Source organism: Pseudomonas sp. J452, from assembly GCF_024666525.1.
In the GTDB taxonomy this organism is placed as follows: domain Bacteria; phylum Pseudomonadota; class Gammaproteobacteria; order Pseudomonadales; family Pseudomonadaceae; genus Aquipseudomonas.
Genome location: NZ_CP088294.1, coordinates 1,250,899 through 1,268,029 on the forward strand (window position 1 = coordinate 1,250,899; position 17,131 = coordinate 1,268,029).

The following is a 17,131-nucleotide window of genomic DNA, read 5'->3' on the forward strand; positions in this document are numbered from 1 at the left end:
GATGCCGGGCTGGCTGAAACCCCTGTTGCTGTTGTGCTGCCTGCTGCCCACCACGGGCTGGGCCGAGGAAGTCATCGAGGCCTACACCGTCGGCCTGCAGGTCGAGCGCGATGGCTACCTGCAGGTGGTTGAGCGCATTACCGTGCAGGCCGAGGGCGAGCAGATACGCCGCGGTATCTACCGCGATATTCCCACCCGCTACAGCCTGGGCAATGGCCTGGAGCGGCGCACGCCGGTCCAGATGCTGGAAGTGACCCGCGATGGCCAGGGCGAACCTTTCCATAGCGAGGCGCTGGGTGCCGGGATCCGCTACTACATAGGCTCGGCCAACTATGAGCTAGAGCCCGGGCGCTACACCTATCAGCTGCGCTACCGCATCGACGCCCAGTTGCTGCACCGCGAGGGCGAAGACGAGCTGTACTGGAACGCCACCGGCAACGGCTGGAGCTTCCCGATCCAGGCGGCGGCCGTGCAGGTGCAGTTGCCCGAGGGCGCGCGCATCGGTGATGTCATGGGTTACACCGGCTATGTCGGCGACAGCGGTAGCGATTACCGTGAGGAGCGGCGTGCGGACAATCAGCTGCTACTGCGTACCACGCGCGTGCTGCAGCCCGGCGAAGGCTTTACCGTGGCGGTGGACTGGCAGGCCGGCCTGGTCGAGCGCCCGGGCCTGGGTCAGCGTATCGCCCGGCTGATCGCCGACAATCTGGGGGTATTCTTCGGTCTGCTGCTGTTGCTCGGCCTGTTCGCCTATTACCTGTGGTGCTGGTTCGACGTCGGCCGCGACCCGCGCAAGGGCCTGGTGATTCCGCTGTTCGCCGCGCCGGATGGACTGGCGCCGGCCGTGCTCGGCTATCTGTGGAACCGCGGTTTTCGCGGTGGCTACAGCGCCGCCGAGGCCGTCAGCGTGAGCTTCACCGACCTGGCCATCCGCAAGCTGCTGACCCTGGAAGACAGCCCGCGGGGTGCCGCCTTTATCCTCGATTCGGGGCCGGCGCCGCGCGACAACCTGCAGACTCACGAGCAGGCGCTGCTCGACGAACTGTTCCCGGCAGACCAGCCGAGCAAGCCCCTGCGCGTCGGCAGCAGCTACGAGCCGCGCCTGGCCAAGGCCATCGATGCGCACAGTGCGGCGCTGGGCGAGCGCGGCAAGAACTGGCACAGCAACAACCGCGGCGCTTGGGGCTGGGGTGTGGCCTGGGCGCTGGTCGGTACTCTGGTCAGCGTGTTTTCCAGTGTCGACGGTGAAGAGCAGATGGGCCTGGCGATTTTCGGCCTGATGTTCGGTCTGTGCTTCGGCCTGTCCGGGGTGTTCATGCTGGTTGCCGGCATCCGCCTGTGGCGCGAAGGCACACCGGACAACGGTGGCGGGGTGCTGACCGCCGCGGGGGCGATCTTCATCATCCCCGGCACCATCGGCCTCGCCGTGCTGTTCTACAACCTGGCGCCGATGGTCGTGCTGTTGCTGGTGCTGTTCTGGCTGCAGGTCATCCTCTTCCGTGGCTGGCTGGAAGCGCCATCGGTGGAAGGGCGGCGCCTGCTGGATGCGGCCGAGGGTTACCGTGAATACCTGCAGCTGGCCGAAAGCGAAACCCTGGCCCGCGCCGCCGAGGCGCCGGCCATGAGCATTGCGCTGTACGAGCAGCACCTGCCCTATGCCATGGCCCTGGAAGTGGAAGAGGCCTGGACCGCGCGCTTCACGGCGGCCCTGGATGCCGGCCAGATCGACCCCGCACTGCGTGAATACCAGCCCGACTGGTACCGCAGTCGCAGCAGCTTCTCCAGGCCCAGCGCGCTGACCGGTGCCCTACTCGGCGGCCTGAGCAGCGCCACCTCGAGTGCCGCCACGCCGCCGCCCAGCCCGTCTTCGTCGGGTAGCTCCTCGGGTGGCTCGTCCGGCGGCGGTTCTTCGGGTGGTGGTGGCGGAGGCGGTGGAGGCGGCGGCTGGTAAGGTGCCGTCACATGCCTGGCGTTCTGCGTGAGCGTGCTTAGCGGCGGGTAGCTTTGAGCTTTTCCACCAGGCGCTGGCTTTGCTCCAGCTGCTCGTCCTCGCTGAGCCGAGGGTTATCCAGCGCGGCATGCATGGCGTCGATCAGCTCGCCCTGCTGCCGTACGCGCTGATCCAGTTGCTGCAGGCGGACATCATTCTTGCGCCAGCTCCAGATCGCCCAGCCAAGCACTGCCAACAGCAGCAGGGCCAGGGCTATTAGGGCCAGAGTGTTCATGCGGCGCTCCTGTGCGGAATTTTACGGTTGTGCTGCACAGTAGCAGGCCTGCAGCGCATCGTCAGCGGCATGCCCCACGCAGCGTTGCGCTGTGCGATTTTTCCGCACGGGGCGCCTGCAGCTAGAGTCGCGGGCGGTGAATTGGCAGAGTGGACGGATTTATTCTGGCCCTCATTAATTAGATGATGGCAGCGTATTCGCTGCTTTTGACTGCATATCTATCTAAATTTGTCTTTCATTGTTGAGCCGTCCGAGCAGTATCTGGGTGGGAAAGTCGATCATCTGCCGCAGTTCCACGTGAAACCCATCGTCCATGGCCCTGGCGCGGAAGTGTTTACTACCAAGTTGGTTTGGCTGCTGCGGCGCTCAAGGCTCATTTTGCTGAGAGGGGAATCTTAGCCGCGTGACGACTACGGCATCGCTGTTGGGTGGTGTGTTGTTGAGCGCAATAGTTATGTTATAACAAATATAGAAACGCCTTTGACACCACCCAGTTGTGCCCAGCCAAAACCAATGGCTGGCGAGGAACTCCCGATGAACAAGCGTCTACCCGTCACCGTGCTGTCCGGCTTCCTCGGTGCCGGCAAGAGCACCCTGCTCAACCATGTGCTGCGCAACCGCGACGGCCTGCGCGTGGCGCTGATCGTCAACGATATGAGCGAGATCAATATCGATGGCTCGGCAGTGCAGCGCGATGTCAGCCTCAATCGCGCCGAAGAAAAACTGGTGGAGATGAGCAACGGCTGCATCTGCTGCACCCTGCGCGAGGATCTGCTCGAAGAGGTGGCGCGGCTGGCCCGCGATGGCCGTTTCGACTACCTGCTGATCGAGTCCACCGGCATCAGCGAGCCACTGCCGGTGGCCGAGACCTTTACCTTCCGCGACGAGCAGGGCCAGAGCCTGGCCGACCTGGCGCGCCTGGATACGCTGGTGACGGTGGTCGACGGGGTGAACTTCCTGCGCGATTTCCATGAGGCTGAGAGTCTGGCCAGCCGCGGCGAGACGCTGGGCGAAGAGGACGAGCGCTCAATCACCGACCTGCTGATCGAGCAGGTGGAGTTCGCCGACGTGATCCTGATCAGCAAGACCGACCTGATCTCCAGAACCGAGCGCGAGGAGCTGATTGCCATCCTGCGTGGGCTAAATACCGAGGCCGAGATCCTGCCGATGGTGATGGGCCAGGCGCCGCTGGCGACGATCCTCAACACCGGCCGCTTCGACTTCGACCGCGCTGCCCAGGCCCCTGGCTGGCTCAAGGAGCTGCGCGGCGAGCATGTGCCGGAAACCGAGGAATATGGCATCGCCTCCAGCGCCTATCAGGCGCGCCGGCCGTTCCACCCCGAGCGCTTCTTCGCCTTCCTCAACCGTGAGTGGGTCAATGGCCGCCTGCTGCGCTCCAAGGGCTATTTCTGGCTGGCCAGCAAATACCAGGAAGCCGGTAGCTGGTCGCAGGCCGGCGGCCTTATGCGTCATGGTTTTGCCGGGCGCTGGTGGCGCCATGTGCCGCAAGCGCAGTGGCCGCAGGATGATGAGGGGATGCGCACGCTGATGGCCAAGTGGGATGCCGCGGTCGGCGACTGCCGTCAGGAGCTGGTGTTCATCGGCCAGAAGATCGACTTCGCCTTGCTGCGCCGTGAGCTGGATGACTGCCTGTTGACCGACGCCGAGATGGCTGGCGGCCCCGAGGCCTGGGTGCGGCTAGCTGATCCGTTCGGGCCCTGGGTAGTCGAGGCGGCGTAGTGCTTGGAGCCTGTTGTGGCGCTCGTCCAAGAGTGGCCAGGTGACAAGACCTGGGCGTTTCAGCGCGCCATCCACACGCCCTTGCTCTGCTGCTCGCAGGCCGGCTTGAGGTAGCGCGCATCGGTTTCGATGCCGTAGTAGTGGATGTCCTGCTGATAGGGCGTGCCGCCGACCCGCGCGTTGCGGCACTCGCCGAAGGCGCCGCTGGGGCATTGTTCGACGAAGCTGACCTCGACCTTCTGCCCTTGCAGCTGCGGCGCGCAGAAGCCGCCACGGAACAGGTTGGCCGGGATGCTGCGGTTCTGCTGGCAGATCTTCACATCCACCTGGTTGCCCTGGCTGTGGATCACGCAGGCCTCGCCCCAAGCCTGGCCCGCCAACCCCAGCAGCAGTACGACAGCAATCGAACGCATCCCGTTTGTCCTTGTGTGCAAAGGGGCGACTTTAGCCTTTTCTGCGCGGCGGCAAAACCGCACCATAGGCCCATGCTGACGAATATCCCCACCCATCTGATCACCGGCCCGCTGGGCGCCGGCAAGACCAGCCTGATCCGCCACCTGCTGAGGCAGAAACCGGCGGATGACTGCTGGGCGGTGCTGATCAACGAGTTCGGCCAGACCGGCCTGGATGCCGCGCTGCTCACCACCGACGCCGATGGCATCAGCCTGGCCGAGGTCGCTGGCGGCTGCCTGTGCTGCGTCAATGGCGCGCCGTTCCAGGTTGGCCTCGGTCGTCTCTTACGCAAGGCGCGGCCGCATCGTTTGCTGATCGAACCCTCCGGGTTGGGCCACCCCGCCGAGCTGTTGCAGCAGCTGCGCGAGTTGCCCTGGCGCGATGTGCTGGCCCTGCAGCCGCCGGTGATGGTGCTGGATGCCGTCGCTCTGGCCGCTGGCGAGTCGCTGCCGGCGGCGCAGCGGGATGCGCTGGGCAGCATGGGCCTGTTGTTGCTGAACAAGGCCGAAGCGCTGGACGAAGCCGCTCGTGAGCAGCTGTGTGGGCAGTTGCCGGCGCTGCCCATGCTCTGGACCAGTCAGGGCCGCCTGGATTTCAGCGCCTTGCCCGGTCATGCGAGTCGGGCCGGAGACGCGAGTGGCGCAGTCGAATTGCCCCGTGGCCAGGCGCCCATTGCGACAGTATGGCGTGATGCCGCCGAGCCGATCTGCCAGATCCAGCAGCAGGCCGAGGGCTGGAGCATCGGCTGGCGCTGGCACCCGAGCCAGCGTTTCGAGCTGCTGCGTGTGCAGCAGTGGCTTGGCAGCCTGCCCTGGCGGCGGGCCAAGCTGGTGCTGCAGAGCAACGCCGGCTGGCTGTCGGCCAACGCCCTGCACGGCCAGGCCCTGCACTGGCAGAACAGCGAGTGGCGCAAGGATTCGCGGCTGGAGCTGATCTTCAGCGAGGCGCAGAACGCCGAGGAGTTGCAGCGCGGTATGCGCGCTTGCCTGCTCAGCGACTGACGCTGGTCTCGCTCTCGGTACTGGCCAGCGGCAACCTGGCGATGGCTTCGATGATCCGCGCACTGTAGCGGTTGACCAGCGAGGGAATCGCCGAGCTTTGATAGTTGCGCAGCGACGGTTCGATATAGCGCCACTTGGAGTCGATCTCGCCGAGCAGGCGCTGGTATTCGTGGCTCTGTTGCGTGGCGGGTAGCAATGCCTTGAGCGCGCCGTCGAACTCCTGAGCCAACTGGTCGATCGCCGGCTGATTGCCGCCCAGGCTATTGGCCCCCACGTTGTAGGCGATGTAGTGGGTGGCAATTTGCTGCAGCAGGAGTTCCAGATTGCGGCCGCGCTGCGCCAGGTCGGCAGGGGCCGCTAAGGGTGGCTGATCGAGGCTGTTGGCGAGGGCGTCGCACTGCGCCATCAACTGGCCGTTGAGACGGATCAGCTCGGCGATTGCACTGCCGTCCAGATCCTCCTGCCGTTGCAGTTGGGCATTCAGCTCGCCGAGCAGGCTGGCATAGCGGTGCCAGGGCTGGCGGATAGCACTCACATCGCCGCTCTCGGCGAGCAGGGCCAGCTGCACGTCGGCCAGCGCCAGGCGCCGCTCCAGCGAGCGACTGTAGGCCGGGTCGGCATCGACGCCATACAGCAGATAGAAGTCGCCAAGCGAACCCAGCACGGCCAGGCGCAACTGGTGCAGGTGGGCCGGCGCGGCGTCTGTGCTGCTGGCGTTGGCGGGGTGACATAACAGCGCCAGGCAGAGGCTCAGGAGTAGGCTGAGTAGGGGGTGCGGCATACGGACTCCGGGGCGCGCCCGGTCGACGGCGGCGAGCGGATCGAGCCGGGTGCAGGTGGGCGAATACGAATGAGGCGGGCAGCGCCGGGGCTGCCCGCGAGTGGCCATCAGGGGTGGCCGTTGAACCAGGCGAGGATCTTGCCGGGCGAGGCGGCGAACCATTCATGGCCGCCCAGGGACTCGGTGTACCGCGCGGTTTCGATACCGTGGTAGAGCAGGCGCTCGTAGTACAGGTCCATGCTCCACCACGGCACGGTGAGGTCGACGAAGCCGTGCAGGAAGTAGGTCGGCGGATGGTCGGCCGGCAGCTCGTCGGGCACCACGCACAGCGGGCCGCTGCAGGTGGCATAGGAGCCGGACTGGATGGCCAGGGCCTTGAACTTGCCGGGGAAGGACACGGCCATGCGGCTGGTGTTGTAGCCGCCGCTGGAGATTCCGGTGGCGTACTGGCGCTGGCTGTTCAGCGGGCCGAAGTGGCCGCTGGCGATGGCGTCGAACACGTTGCCGAGGAAGTCGTAGTCGGTGCTCAGCTCATAGGCCTGGGCCAGGCCGGGGATGTTGGTTTGCCAGAACAGATCGGCCGGGGCGCTGGGCGCAACCACCGCATAGCCGTTGTCCAGCAGGGTCTGTACCAGCTTGCCTTCGTAGAAACCGCCGAACGGCTGGTTGCTGTAGTAGGTGAAGTTATCCAGCGGGAAGAACGAACCTTGGTAGATCAGCACCGTCGGCCAGCCGCCGGCGGGAGGGCTGCCGATGGGTGTCTGGTAGATCACCTTGCGCTGGCCGACCAGGCCGGAGTCGATCCAGGTGGACTGGTAACTGCAGCTGACCTTGGCCGGTAGCAACAGGTTCTTCTTGCGTTCGCTGCAGCGCGAGTCGGCCGCGGCCGTGTCGTGCAGCAGGCTGCTCAGGAGCAGGACGAACAATGGGGTAAAACGGCGAAAGCGGGCAGTGAGCATGGCAGTATTTCTCCGTTGTTATTGTGTACCGCCTTTTTAATAGAAACCGGAATTCCGATTCCGTCAAGTGGCTGCAGGCCACGGGAGACGCGGCCTGCACGGGTAATGGCTCAGGCTGTTCGGGGAGATCGGCGAGCTAGAGCGCTCGCCAAGGAGATCGAGAATTCCGCTTGAAGGGGTCTGGCGACCAGCGGCTCAGGGATGCTTGTTGAACCAGTTGAGTATCTGCCCCGGACTGCTGGCGAACCAGACATGACCACCGCTGGGTTCGGTATACAGCGCGGTTTTCAGGCCCTGGTAGAGCATGCGGTCGTGGTACGGCTGCATGCTGGTCCAGGGCACGACCCAGTCCGCCTGGCCATGCACGAACAGGGTTGGCGGATGATCGGCTGGCAGTGCCGGCACGTCGCAGGGTGCCCCGACGCAGGTGGCATAGGACGCCGACTGAATGGCCAGGGCCTTGAACTTGCCGGGGAAGGACAGGGCCATGCGGCTGGTGTTGTAGCCACCGCTGGACATGCCACCGGCGTACTGGCGTTGCTTGTTCAGTGGGCCGAACTTGCCAGTGGCGATGGCGCTGAACAGGTTGTTGAAGAACAGGTAGTCGTTACTTTGCTGGTAGTTGTTGGCGTACTCGGGCGCGTTGGTCTGCCAGGCATCCTTGGCGGTCAGGGCGTTGGGCGCGAGGACCGCATAACCGCTGTCCAGCAGGGTTCGCACCAGCTTGCCCTGATGATAGGCGCCGAAGGGCATGTCGCTGTGGTAGCTGAAGCTGTTCACCGTGGCCAGGGAGCCGTGGTACAGCACTGCCACCGGCCAGCCACCTGCCGGCGCCTTGCCGGTCGGGATCTGGTAGACCACTTTGCGCTTGCCGGCGCTGCCGGAATCGATCGAGAGGGTCTTGTAGCTGCAGATGAGGGTGGCGGGTTGGCTGCTGGTGTTTTCGCTGCAGCGCGACTCGGCCCAGGCGGCCGTGCCGGCCAGCATCAGGGCGACGGCAAGAAGGGGGCGGGTTAGATAGGCAGTCGACATACTGCGGCTCCTGCTTGGTGTGAGTGACAAGGCAGTAGACGCCGGCTTTTGCAGAAATGCTCGGTTTATTGGCGCCATATTTCCGGCATGCGATGGCCGGCACAGCTAAGTAGCAAAGGAGTTGGCAAAAAAATAACGGGGTGGCCTTGCCAGAGTCCGGTGACAGAGCTAAATTGATTCGGAACCGATGTTCCGATTCCGATAAAAACAACAGCTGGAGGTCATCGTGACTTACCAAGGAAAGGGTCTGGCACTTGCTGGTCTGGCATTGCTCGGCACGCTGCCCATAGGGGTGGCACAGGCGTTTCAGGTGCGTTCGGGCGACTGGACCACGTCTCTCGATACGACGCTGTCCTACGGCGTCAGCTACCGCATGGAAGATCAGGACAACAAGCTGATCGCCGGCGCCAATGGCGGCAAGGGCAGCAATGCCGGGCTGATCAACTCGGACGACGGCAACCTCAACTTCCGCAAGGGCGAACTGTTCTCCGAAGTGGTCAAGGCGGTGTCCGAGCTGGACCTGCGCTACCAGGATCGCTACGGCGTGTTCGTCCGCGGCCGAACCTTCTATGATTTCGAGCTGGAAGACGACCAGCGCCGCCACCGCGAGATCAGCAATGACGGCCTGGACGAAGCCGGCTCCAGCGCCGACCTGCTCGATGCCTTCGTCTACGGCAGCTGGACGCTCAACGAGCGCGACCTCAATGCCCGCCTCGGCCGCCAGGTGATCAACTGGGGCGAGGGGCTGTACTACCAGAACGGCATCGGCGCCACCAACCCGGTGGACATCAATGCCCTGCGCGCGCCCGGTTCGGAAGTGAAGGAGGCCTACATGCCGACCTTCATGATCTCCGGCTCCTATGAGCTGCGCGACAACCTCACCGTGGAGGGTTACTGGCAGCCGGGCTGGGCCTGGGAAGCGTCGAAAATCGACCCCTGCGGCACCTACTATTCCACCCTCGATGTGTTGGGCGAGGGCTGCGACTACCTGTCCGCCTCGCCTCTGCAGGAGGCCGCGACCGGGCTGGTCGGTGAGCCAATGGCGTTCGACAACCCGGCAGCGGCCCAGGCCTATGCCGACAGCCTGCCCCCCGGCTTCGTCAACGACCTGCTACGTGGCTACCTGCCGAGCACCTTCATCCAGCGCGGCCAGGACATCGACGGCGACGATTCGCCGCAGTACGGCGCGGCCCTGCGCTGGTACGTGCCGGAGCTGAACGACACCGAGCTGGGCTTCTACTACCTGCGCTACAACATGCAGGTGCCGATGATCGGCCTGACCGTTGGCCAGCCGGTGACCCTGCCGGGCGCCGGCGTGCTGCCCGATGCCAGCAGCTCGCGCTACTACGCCGAGTACCTGGAGAAGCGCGACCTGTACGGCATCAGCTTCAACACCTCGATCGGTGGTGACAGCATCTTCAATGGCCTGTCGCTGGCCGGCGAGCTGAGCTACCGGCCGGATACCCCGATCGCCCTCGGCCTCAACGAATACCTGCCGGATGCCTTGCTCGGCAGCCTCAGCGGGCTGGCGGTGGGCAGCCAGCTGGATGGCTACCGCGAGAAGGACATGTACCAGGCCTCGCTGGTCGGTATCTACAACTTCAACGGCGTGCTCGGCTCCGACTCGGCAACCCTGTTTTCCGAGCTGGTCGCCAGCCGCGTGCAGGGCCTGGAGTCGGATGTCGACTACTACGAAGCCACCAGCAGCGCCTACGGCGGCCAGGTCAGCCTGCAGCTGACCTACACCAACGTGTTCAACCTGGTGAACCTGGTGCCCAACGTCAGCTACCAGTACAGCATCAACGGCGTCGCTCCCCAGCTCACCAACGGCCTGGATGAAGAGGCGCAGAGCTACTCGCTGGGCCTCGACGCGATCTACAAGGAGTCCTTCACCGTCGGTGCCAAGTACGTCGACTACAGCGGTGGCGGCCTGTCGAACAAGCGCACCGACCGCGACTTCCTCAGCTTCAACGTCAAATACAGCTTCTGACCAAGGGACGAACCGACATGTACAAAACAGGATTTCTCCACACCGGTTTGCTGGCCGCCATGCTCCTGGCCGCTCCCCTGGTGCAGGCGCAAGTCAGCGCCGAACAGGCCGCGCGCCTGGGTCAGGACCTGACCCCGCTGGGCGCCGAGAAGGCCGGCAATGCCGCCGGCAGCATTCCCGCCTGGGACGGCGGCCTGGCACCGCGCAGCGATGCCTTCGACCCGGTGGCCGGCTACAAGGACCCGTTCGCCGCCGATCAGCCGCTGTTCAGCATCAGTCACGCCAATGCCGCGCAGTACAGCCAGCAGCTCAGTCCAGGGCAGCGGGCGATGCTGGCGCGCTATCCGGACAGCTGGAAACTGCAGGTCTACCCGACCCGCCGCTCGGCCTCCTACCCGGACAAGGTGTATGCGGCGATCAAGGCCAATGCCACTAGCGCCAAGCTGATCGAAGACGGCAACGGCATCGCCGACTTCAAGACCGCCACGCCTTTCCCGATTCCGCAGTCGGCCCTGGAAGTGCTGTGGAACCACCTGGTGCGTTACCGCGGCGACAGCGTCAAACGCTACTACGCCCAGGCGGTGCCGCATGCCAGCGGCGACTACTTCATGACCCAGATCGAGGACCTGTTCCTGTTCAACCAGGACGCCGGCGACGCCAGCAAGGACAACGGTAACGTGCTGTTCTACTTCCGCCAGTCGGTGCTGGCGCCGGCGCGTCTGGCGGGTACCGAGCTGCTGGTCCACGAGACCGTCGACCAGGTCAAGGAACCGCGTCTGGCCTGGCTCTACGCCGCTGGCCAGCGGCGGGTGCGGCGCACGCCGAACGTGGCCTACGACTCGCCCGGCACGGCCTCCGAAGGCATGCGCACCACCGACAACTTCGACATGTTCTCCGGCGCCCCGGATCGCTACGACTGGAAGCTGCTGGGCAAGGAAGAGTTGTATGTGCCGTACAACAACTACCGCTTCGCCGCCAAGACCAATAAGTACAGCGACATCGTCAAGGCCGGCCACGTCAATCCTGACCTGCTGCGCTACGAGCTGCACCGCGTCTGGCATGTGCGCGCCACGCTGAAGGCCGGCGAGCGCCACCAGTACAAGCAGCGCGACTTCTATTTCGACGAGGACAGCTACCAGATTCTGGTGGTCGACCACTACGACAACCGCGACAACCTCTGGCGCCTCGGCGAGTCCTACACCATCAATATGTATGACCAGCCGCTGATCTGGACCAAGGGCGATGCGGTATATGACTTGATCGGCGGCCGCTATGTGATTGGCATATTGTCCAATGAAGAGCCGGCGGATCAGTTCGATATTGCCCTTAAACCGACGGACTTCACCCCGGCGCAATTACGCCGCGACAGTCGACGTTAGGTGTGGGTAACTTCCAGGTAATTGCAGATCAGCCGCGAAAGTTCCCCGGGAACAACTTCCCGGGGGGTCACGCCGAGGCTGCCGACCATGGTGAAGTAGTTCATCCCGGCGAGCAGCATGTGCGCGGCCAGGTCGGCGGCCTGTTCGGGATGCGGGTGGCCGATGTCACTGCGGCGCGCCAGGGCGATGCGGCAGAAGGTCTGGCCGATGTAGGCGTTGAGTTGGTGGAAGCGCTGGCGGAACTGCAGGTCGGCCGAGCTACGGCGAATCAGGGCGCGGAGCAGGCCTTCGCTGCCGTCGAACAGGCGGATCATGCCCTGAATCAGGCCTTCGATCTGCGCTTCGAGGGACAGATCCTGGCTGCCGAGTTCGCTCACCAGGCTGTCGATGGCCAGCCGGCTCTGCTCGACGAAGCGGTCATGCACGGCGTACAGCAGCATGTCCTTGTCGCCGAGCAGACGGTAGAAGGTGCCCACCGAGGATTCGGCGAGTTGGGCGACCTGGGAAATACCGGTTTCCTCGAACTGATTGTTCGCCAGCAGTTCGGCGGCGACATTGAGAAAGCGCTCAAGGGCTTTCTTGCTGCGTGCCTGGGTGGGGCTGGTGATGCTGTACATGATCCATTCTCGAGCTGGCGCGGCACGATTCTAGGGGGTTTGCCGGGGCAAGGCAAATAGCCGGATTTATCCGCAACGACAATTAATTAGTTATCCGAGAGTGCAACTTTTTAATTATCCGGACTTTCCGGGTAACGAACTTTCTCGGCCATTTATTATTCAAGGGAAGTCTCTGGATATGGACTATATAAACTTGCCCGGTGGGCGTTTTGCCTATATCAGCCAGGGTCAGGGTGAGGCGGTGCTGCTGTTGCACGGGCTGGGCTCGTCGCTACTCGACTGGCAACCGCAGATTGAGCATCTGGCGCGTTATTGCCAGGTCTTCGCCCTCGATGTGCGGGGGCATGGCCAGAGTGAACCGCTGCGCGCGCCAGTGAGCATGGCCGAGCTGGCTGCCGACATTGCCGACTTCATTCGCGCCAAGCAGATCCAGCCGTGCATCCTGGTCGGTATCTCCATGGGCGGCATGCTGACCTTTCAGCTGCTCGCCGATCAGCCGCAGCTGGTGCGCGCCGCGGTGGTGATCAACAGCGCACCGAGTTTCATCGTCGACTCCTGGCGCATTCGTCTGCAGGTCTGGTTGCGCCTGAGCCTGGTGCGCCTGTTCGGCCTGCCGGGGCTGGCGCGCATGCTGGCCGGCAAGTTGTTTCCCAAACCCGAACAGCAGGCTCTGCGCGAACTGGTGACGCAGCGCATCGCCGGCAACGAGCAGACCTCCTACATGCATGCCATGCGGGCTATCCCCGGCTGGTCGAGCCTGCCGGCGGTGCAGGCGGTGGAGACGCCCTTGCTGGTGGTGGCCGGTGATCGCGACTACACCCCGCTGGCCTACAAGCAGGCCTATGTGGCGCAGTTGCGCAACGCCCGCCTGGAAGTGATCGCCGACTCCGGGCATGCCACCCCGCTGGATCAGCCCGAGGCGCTGAATCGGCTATTGGATGGCTTTATCGCCGAGCATTCGGCGGCTTTACCCGCCTGACGCGCTCAAGCCCGCTGGGTACACTAGCCGCAGACTTTCTCTGCGGCCTTCCCCATGCACCTGCTCCCCTGGTCCCACCCGAGTTCCGCCGGCTTCACCCTGACCGGCTGGCACAGCGCGCCTTCGGGCAAGCCCTTGCTGCACTTCCTGCATGGCAACGGCTTTTGCGGGCGCACCTACGAGCCGATGCTGGCGCTGCTGGCCGAGCATTTCGACCTGTGGCTGTGCGATGTCCAGGGCCACGGTGAAACTGAACACGGCGGCCGTTTCCATGGCTGGAACCGCAGCGCCGAACTGGCCGTGGAAGCCTTCGAGGCCGGTCGCGGGATATTCGGGGCGGTGCCGCGCTTTGCCCTCGGGCATAGCTTCGGTGGGGTGCTGACCAGCCTGATCCTGGCGCACCATCCGCAGCTGTTCCAGCGTGCGGTGCTGCTCGATCCGGTGCTGTTCAGCCCACCGATGATCGGCGTCATGGGCCTGTCCGAACTGCTCGGCCTGCACCGGCGCAACGTCATGGCGAAGAAGTCGGCGGCGCGGCGCAAGCACTGGCCGGATCGCGCCACGGCGTTTTCCCTGCTGCAGGGCCGTGGCATTTTCCGCGGCTGGGTCGACGAGGCCCTGCAGGCCTATGTCGACCACGCGCTGAAGGATGTGGCCGAGGGCGTCGTCGAGCTGAAATGCCGGCCCAGTCGCGAGGTGGATATCTTCAGTTCCTTCCCCAAGCGCCTGTGGCCATCGCTGGCCAAGGTGCATACGCCGACCCTGCTGCTGCACGGGGTCAAGAGCTATGCCTTCGTCGGCAAGTCGGCGCTGCGTCTGGCGGCGAGCAACCCGGCGGTGCGCGAGCAGCAGGTCGAGGGCGGGCACTGCTTCATGCAGGAGCAACCTGCGCAGAGCGCGCAGCGGGTGCTCGACTTTCTCCTGCAGCGCAGCTGAGATGCCGGCCAGTCGCGAGGCGGTCTGGCTGGCGCTGGCCGATCTGTGGCTGGATACCGAGACCACTGCCACGACGCTCGACGCCATCGTGCGCACCCTGCGTGACAGTGGTCTGGCGCTTGCCGAGCTGGAGCAGATCTTCTACTACGAGGTGGCGCCGGTGGTCTGGCTGAATGCCTGGAGTGTGGCCGGCGAGTGGAGCGGTTTCGACCCGCAGTGGCTGGCTGAGGAGTGCCGGCGCAACCAGCAGCGCGGGCGTTGGCACCGCGGCAAATGCCGGCTCCTACGGCGGCCGATGACTTATGCCTGTCGCGAACATTGGCAGCAGATACGTGCCAGGCTCGGGTAGCCGAGTGGCAGTGCCTAGCCAGCGAATCCCATCAAGGAACAACGATGAAATCCATTCTTTGCCTCCTGCTACTGCTGCTGAGCGCTGCCCTGCAGGCCGTGGAAATGCAGGAAGCCCCCGCGCTCAAGCCGCTGTTCGAGGCGGCACAGGTCCGCGGCACCTTCGTCCTGCACGATGTCGCCAACGGCACCTTCAGTGGCTATGACCGCCAGCGCGCGCAGGTGCGTTTCGTGCCCGCGTCCACCTTCAAGATCGCCAACAGCCTGATCGGCCTGGACAGCGGGGCGGTCGGTAGCGTCGACGAGGTTTTCCCCTACGACGGCCAGCCGCGCTACCTGAAGACCTGGGAGCGCGACATGGGCCTGCGCGAGGCGATCAAGGTCTCCAATGTGCCGGTCTATCAGGAGCTGGCGCGGCGTATCGGCCTGCCGCGCATGCAGGCGCAGGTGGCGGCGCTCGGCTACGGCAATGGCCAGGTCGGCACGGTGGTGGATCGCTTCTGGCTGGACGGGCCGCTGGCCATCAGCGCCATCGAGCAGAGCCAGTTTCTCGCGCGCCTGGCCCAGAACCAGTTGCCCTTCGCGTCCAGCGTGCAGGCGCAGGTGCGGGAAATCAGCCTGCTGGAGCAGGGGCCGGGGTGGAAACTATATGGCAAGACCGGCTGGGCCACGGCCGTCGAACCGGACGTTGGCTGGTGGGTGGGCTGGCTGGAACAGGATGGTCGGCTGTACAGCTTTGCCCTGAATATGCCGATTGGCACCGAGCAGGATCTTCCCCGGCGCATCGAGCTGGGCAAGGCCAGCCTGCGGGCCTTCGGGTTGCTCTAGGGCCCGTCCCTACAGACTTTGCGCAGCAACGCGGTTCGTGAACGAAACGGCAGCAGACCCTAGCGATCAGTCGATGCGCCGTTGCTCGTCTGCCTTCGGGTGATTGCGCCTCCAGTCGTCCAGCTGGATCACCTTGTCATCGAAGGCGGCCGGCGCCTGGAACGGATGGGCGTCCAGCTCGATACGCCCGAGTTGCTGGCCGAACATGCTGATGCTGCCACTCAGGCGCTGCTCGCCGGTAACGGTGAACTCGAAATCGTAGAGCCGCGCCAGGCGCCGATTGCCACGGGCATCACGCAGCAGCGCCAGGCGGCGCAGGGCGACGTTGCCGTCGAGCAGCTCGATATCCAGCTTGGCGCAGTGGCGCTTGACCAGCTCCAGGGCACGCTCGCGAATGCCGTGGCCGCGCCAGAACCAGGCGGTGATGGCGGCACACAACAGCAGCAGGGTCAGATCGGTCAGGCTCAGCATGACAACTCCAGCGGTAACCCGGGCAGCTTAACCGATCCTGTCGATCGCGCTCAGCCCGACTTGCGATCAGCGGTGTTGTTGGTTAGCGTCCGCGCAGTGCTGAGACGAGGGCGGGTATGCGGGTGATCAAGTGGTTGTGCGGGCTATGCCTGGTGCTGGGCTGTGCCGGTGGTACCTACCTCTGGCTGCGCGACGAGCCGCCCAGCGCCGAAGTGCAGCAATGGCTGCAACAGGCGCGCAGCAAGCCGGCACAGAGCGCCGCCTATGTGTTTCTGGCCGGGCTGGATGCACCGCTCCGGCATTCGCCGGCGGCCCTGGGCGCGGCCCGGCTGCAGGCCTACGAGCAGTGGCTGGCGAGTCATGGCCCGGTGCAGGGCTTCAAGCCTGCGGCGCAAGTCAGCTTGACCCTGCCCGGTGGTGCCGAGTTCTGTTCGATCGAGACGCCCAGCTGCTTTACCAGCCTGCAGCAACGCCCAGAGCGCTTGCCACAGGTGCTGGCCGAACACGCGGCATTGCTGAGCCGTTACCGTTATTTCCTGCGCTTGCACGACTACCGCACGCTCAGCTCTCCGGGGTTGGCCGAGCCATTGCCGCCGCTGCTGTACCTGGCGCGCGCCCAGCAACTGCTGAGCTTGCAGGCCCTGCAGCTGGCATTGGCTGGCGAGGGCAAGGCGGCGCTGGCCTTGCTCGAGGAGGACCAGGCGGGCATACGCCGCCAATTGGGCAAGGCCGATCAGCTGGTCATGAAGATGACTCTGGTAGCCATGTTCAACCGCAACCTGGAGTGGCGGGTGCGCCTGCATCGCGCGGGCTTGGTGCCGCGGCCCACCCCGCTGGTTAAGTTGAGGCCGGCCGAGCGCTCTCTGGGCCTGACCATGCAGCGTGAATTTCTGCTCGGTGCGGTGATGCTGGAGAACCTGCGCGAAGAGGACATTCCATCAATGTTGGAAGAGGCTTCGCTGTGGCTCGACTACAAACCGCAGATGACCATCAATGCCAGCCTGCTGCCCTATCGCCAGGTGGCCCAGCTGTCTCGAACCGAACCCGCAGCTTTCGCTGCCCTGGTGCAGAAAAGGCCGCAGCTGCCGGTGCCTAATACCGGCCTGCGCAACCGTGTCGGCAATATCCTGCTGGATATTGCCGGTGCCGACTTCGTCGAGTATGTCGGTCGCGTGCAGGACCTCGACAGCAAGATCAAGCTGGTCAACCTGAGTCTGCAACTGCCGTCCGGGCCCGTGACGGCGGCGCAGCTGGCTGCTATGCGGCACCGCGGCAATCCGTATTACGCCAAGCAGCCGCCGCGCCTCGATGAGCAGGGGCGTATGTGTTTCGACGGGCCGCTGCCACAGAAAGACTTCGGTCGCTGCGTGCAGCTCTGAGTCTTGTGAGCGC

17 protein-coding genes are annotated in these 17,131 nt (G+C 64.7%); 10 read left to right on the forward strand and 7 right to left on the reverse strand.

The window, feature by feature from the left end; all coding sequences use genetic code 11:
* The first annotated feature begins 1 nt into the window (after position 1).
* On the forward strand, positions 2–1,951 hold the full coding sequence (locus LRS11_RS05595; protein ID WP_260495902.1) for a DUF2207 domain-containing protein: 1,950 nt from the start codon (positions 2–4) through the stop codon (positions 1,949–1,951).
* Positions 1,952–1,988: 37 nt separating this feature from the next.
* On the opposite strand, the gene LRS11_RS05600 is transcribed toward LRS11_RS05595, so the two are convergent.
* Positions 1,989–2,225, reverse strand: a complete 237-nt coding sequence (locus LRS11_RS05600) for a hypothetical protein (RefSeq protein WP_260495903.1) — start codon at positions 2,223–2,225, stop codon at positions 1,989–1,991.
* 534 nt (positions 2,226–2,759) lie between these two features.
* On the opposite strand from LRS11_RS05600, the gene zigA reads away from it, so the two are divergent.
* Complete coding sequence (gene zigA / locus LRS11_RS05605) at positions 2,760–3,965, forward strand: zinc metallochaperone GTPase ZigA (protein WP_260495904.1); 1,206 nt, start codon at positions 2,760–2,762, stop codon at positions 3,963–3,965.
* Positions 3,966–4,024: 59 nt separating this feature from the next.
* On the opposite strand, the gene LRS11_RS05610 is transcribed toward zigA, so the two are convergent.
* Positions 4,025–4,378, reverse strand: a complete 354-nt coding sequence (locus LRS11_RS05610) for an NADH:ubiquinone oxidoreductase (protein ID WP_260495905.1) — start codon at positions 4,376–4,378, stop codon at positions 4,025–4,027.
* A 72-nt stretch (positions 4,379–4,450) separates the two neighbouring features.
* On the opposite strand from LRS11_RS05610, the gene LRS11_RS05615 reads away from it, so the two are divergent.
* Positions 4,451–5,419 (forward strand): GTP-binding protein, encoded by a 969-nt coding sequence (locus tag LRS11_RS05615; RefSeq protein WP_260495906.1) that lies wholly within the window; start codon positions 4,451–4,453, stop codon positions 5,417–5,419.
* Here the strand turns inward: LRS11_RS05615 and LRS11_RS05620 are convergent.
* The 3 genes from LRS11_RS05620 to LRS11_RS05630 all read right to left on the reverse strand — a co-directional run bounded on the left by LRS11_RS05620 (position 5,409) and on the right by LRS11_RS05630 (position 8,191).
* A complete protein-coding gene (locus LRS11_RS05620; protein WP_260495907.1) occupies positions 5,409–6,200 on the reverse strand; it encodes a hypothetical protein in 792 nt (263 codons plus the stop codon). The two genes, LRS11_RS05615 and LRS11_RS05620, sit on opposite strands and share 11 nt — an antisense overlap.
* A 107-nt stretch (positions 6,201–6,307) precedes the next feature.
* Entirely contained in the window at positions 6,308–7,159 is an 852-nt protein-coding gene (locus LRS11_RS05625) for a plasmid partitioning protein (RefSeq protein WP_260495908.1), read from the reverse strand.
* A gap of 195 nt (positions 7,160–7,354) precedes the next feature.
* Positions 7,355–8,191, reverse strand: a complete 837-nt coding sequence (locus LRS11_RS05630; RefSeq protein ID WP_260495909.1) for a plasmid partitioning protein — start codon at positions 8,189–8,191, stop codon at positions 7,355–7,357.
* A gap of 226 nt (positions 8,192–8,417) precedes the next feature.
* On the opposite strand from LRS11_RS05630, the gene LRS11_RS05635 reads away from it, so the two are divergent.
* The gene (locus tag LRS11_RS05635; protein WP_260495910.1) at positions 8,418–10,181 is read left to right on the forward strand and encodes a DUF1302 domain-containing protein; all 1,764 of its coding nucleotides are present in this window, start codon (positions 8,418–8,420) and stop codon (positions 10,179–10,181) included.
* A 17-nt stretch (positions 10,182–10,198) separates the two neighbouring features.
* Positions 10,199–11,560 carry a DUF1329 domain-containing protein gene (locus LRS11_RS05640; protein ID WP_260495911.1) on the forward strand — a complete coding sequence of 454 codons (1,362 nt, stop codon included), beginning with the start codon at positions 10,199–10,201 and terminating at the stop codon, positions 11,558–11,560.
* Here the strand turns inward: LRS11_RS05640 and LRS11_RS05645 are convergent.
* Positions 11,557–12,177 (reverse strand): TetR/AcrR family transcriptional regulator, encoded by a 621-nt coding sequence (locus tag LRS11_RS05645; RefSeq protein WP_260495912.1) that lies wholly within the window; start codon positions 12,175–12,177, stop codon positions 11,557–11,559. The genes LRS11_RS05640 and LRS11_RS05645 overlap by 4 nt on opposite strands.
* A gap of 178 nt (positions 12,178–12,355) precedes the next feature.
* On the opposite strand from LRS11_RS05645, the gene LRS11_RS05650 reads away from it, so the two are divergent.
* The 4 genes from LRS11_RS05650 to blaOXA are packed head-to-tail and all read left to right on the forward strand — an operon-like array spanning position 12,356 to position 15,268.
* Positions 12,356–13,156, forward strand: coding sequence for an alpha/beta fold hydrolase (locus LRS11_RS05650; protein ID WP_260495913.1), 801 nt, complete (start codon positions 12,356–12,358; stop codon positions 13,154–13,156).
* Positions 13,157–13,210: 54 nt separating this feature from the next.
* Positions 13,211–14,092, forward strand: a complete 882-nt coding sequence (locus tag LRS11_RS05655) for an alpha/beta fold hydrolase (RefSeq protein ID WP_260495914.1) — start codon at positions 13,211–13,213, stop codon at positions 14,090–14,092.
* 1 nt (position 14,093) lies between these two features.
* Complete coding sequence (locus LRS11_RS05660; protein ID WP_260495915.1) at positions 14,094–14,441, forward strand: hypothetical protein; 348 nt, start codon at positions 14,094–14,096, stop codon at positions 14,439–14,441.
* Between the two features lie 44 nt (positions 14,442–14,485).
* Positions 14,486–15,268 carry a class D beta-lactamase gene (gene blaOXA / locus LRS11_RS05665; RefSeq protein ID WP_260495916.1) on the forward strand — a complete coding sequence of 261 codons (783 nt, stop codon included), beginning with the start codon at positions 14,486–14,488 and terminating at the stop codon, positions 15,266–15,268.
* A gap of 66 nt (positions 15,269–15,334) precedes the next feature.
* Here the strand turns inward: blaOXA and LRS11_RS05670 are convergent, their stop codons facing one another.
* Complete coding sequence (locus LRS11_RS05670) at positions 15,335–15,739, reverse strand: DUF3301 domain-containing protein (RefSeq protein ID WP_260495917.1); 405 nt, start codon at positions 15,737–15,739, stop codon at positions 15,335–15,337.
* Between the two features lie 116 nt (positions 15,740–15,855).
* Here LRS11_RS05670 and LRS11_RS05675 point away from each other — a divergent pair, with 116 nt between their 5' ends.
* The gene (locus LRS11_RS05675) at positions 15,856–17,118 is read left to right on the forward strand and encodes a hypothetical protein (RefSeq protein WP_260495918.1); all 1,263 of its coding nucleotides are present in this window, start codon (positions 15,856–15,858) and stop codon (positions 17,116–17,118) included.
* Positions 17,119–17,131: the final 13 nt, after the last annotated feature.

Coding starts and splice junctions, on each gene's coding strand:
- LRS11_RS05595 (WP_260495902.1), top strand. CDS start 2: ATGCCGGGCTGGCTGAAACCCCTGTTGCTGTTGTGCTGCCTGCTGCCC.
- LRS11_RS05600 (WP_260495903.1), bottom strand. CDS start 2,225: ATGAACACTCTGGCCCTAATAGCCCTGGCCCTGCTGCTGTTGGCAGTG.
- zigA (WP_260495904.1), top strand. CDS start 2,760: ATGAACAAGCGTCTACCCGTCACCGTGCTGTCCGGCTTCCTCGGTGCC.
- LRS11_RS05610 (WP_260495905.1), bottom strand. CDS start 4,378: ATGCGTTCGATTGCTGTCGTACTGCTGCTGGGGTTGGCGGGCCAGGCT.
- LRS11_RS05615 (WP_260495906.1), top strand. CDS start 4,451: ATGCTGACGAATATCCCCACCCATCTGATCACCGGCCCGCTGGGCGCC.
- LRS11_RS05620 (WP_260495907.1), bottom strand. CDS start 6,200: ATGCCGCACCCCCTACTCAGCCTACTCCTGAGCCTCTGCCTGGCGCTG.
- LRS11_RS05625 (WP_260495908.1), bottom strand. CDS start 7,159: ATGCTCACTGCCCGCTTTCGCCGTTTTACCCCATTGTTCGTCCTGCTC.
- LRS11_RS05630 (WP_260495909.1), bottom strand. CDS start 8,191: ATGTCGACTGCCTATCTAACCCGCCCCCTTCTTGCCGTCGCCCTGATG.
- LRS11_RS05640 (WP_260495911.1), top strand. CDS start 10,199: ATGTACAAAACAGGATTTCTCCACACCGGTTTGCTGGCCGCCATGCTC.
- LRS11_RS05645 (WP_260495912.1), bottom strand. CDS start 12,177: ATGTACAGCATCACCAGCCCCACCCAGGCACGCAGCAAGAAAGCCCTT.
- LRS11_RS05650 (WP_260495913.1), top strand. CDS start 12,356: ATGGACTATATAAACTTGCCCGGTGGGCGTTTTGCCTATATCAGCCAG.
- LRS11_RS05655 (WP_260495914.1), top strand. CDS start 13,211: ATGCACCTGCTCCCCTGGTCCCACCCGAGTTCCGCCGGCTTCACCCTG.
- LRS11_RS05660 (WP_260495915.1), top strand. CDS start 14,094: ATGCCGGCCAGTCGCGAGGCGGTCTGGCTGGCGCTGGCCGATCTGTGG.
- blaOXA (WP_260495916.1), top strand. CDS start 14,486: ATGAAATCCATTCTTTGCCTCCTGCTACTGCTGCTGAGCGCTGCCCTG.
- LRS11_RS05670 (WP_260495917.1), bottom strand. CDS start 15,739: ATGCTGAGCCTGACCGATCTGACCCTGCTGCTGTTGTGTGCCGCCATC.
- LRS11_RS05675 (WP_260495918.1), top strand. CDS start 15,856: ATGCGGGTGATCAAGTGGTTGTGCGGGCTATGCCTGGTGCTGGGCTGT.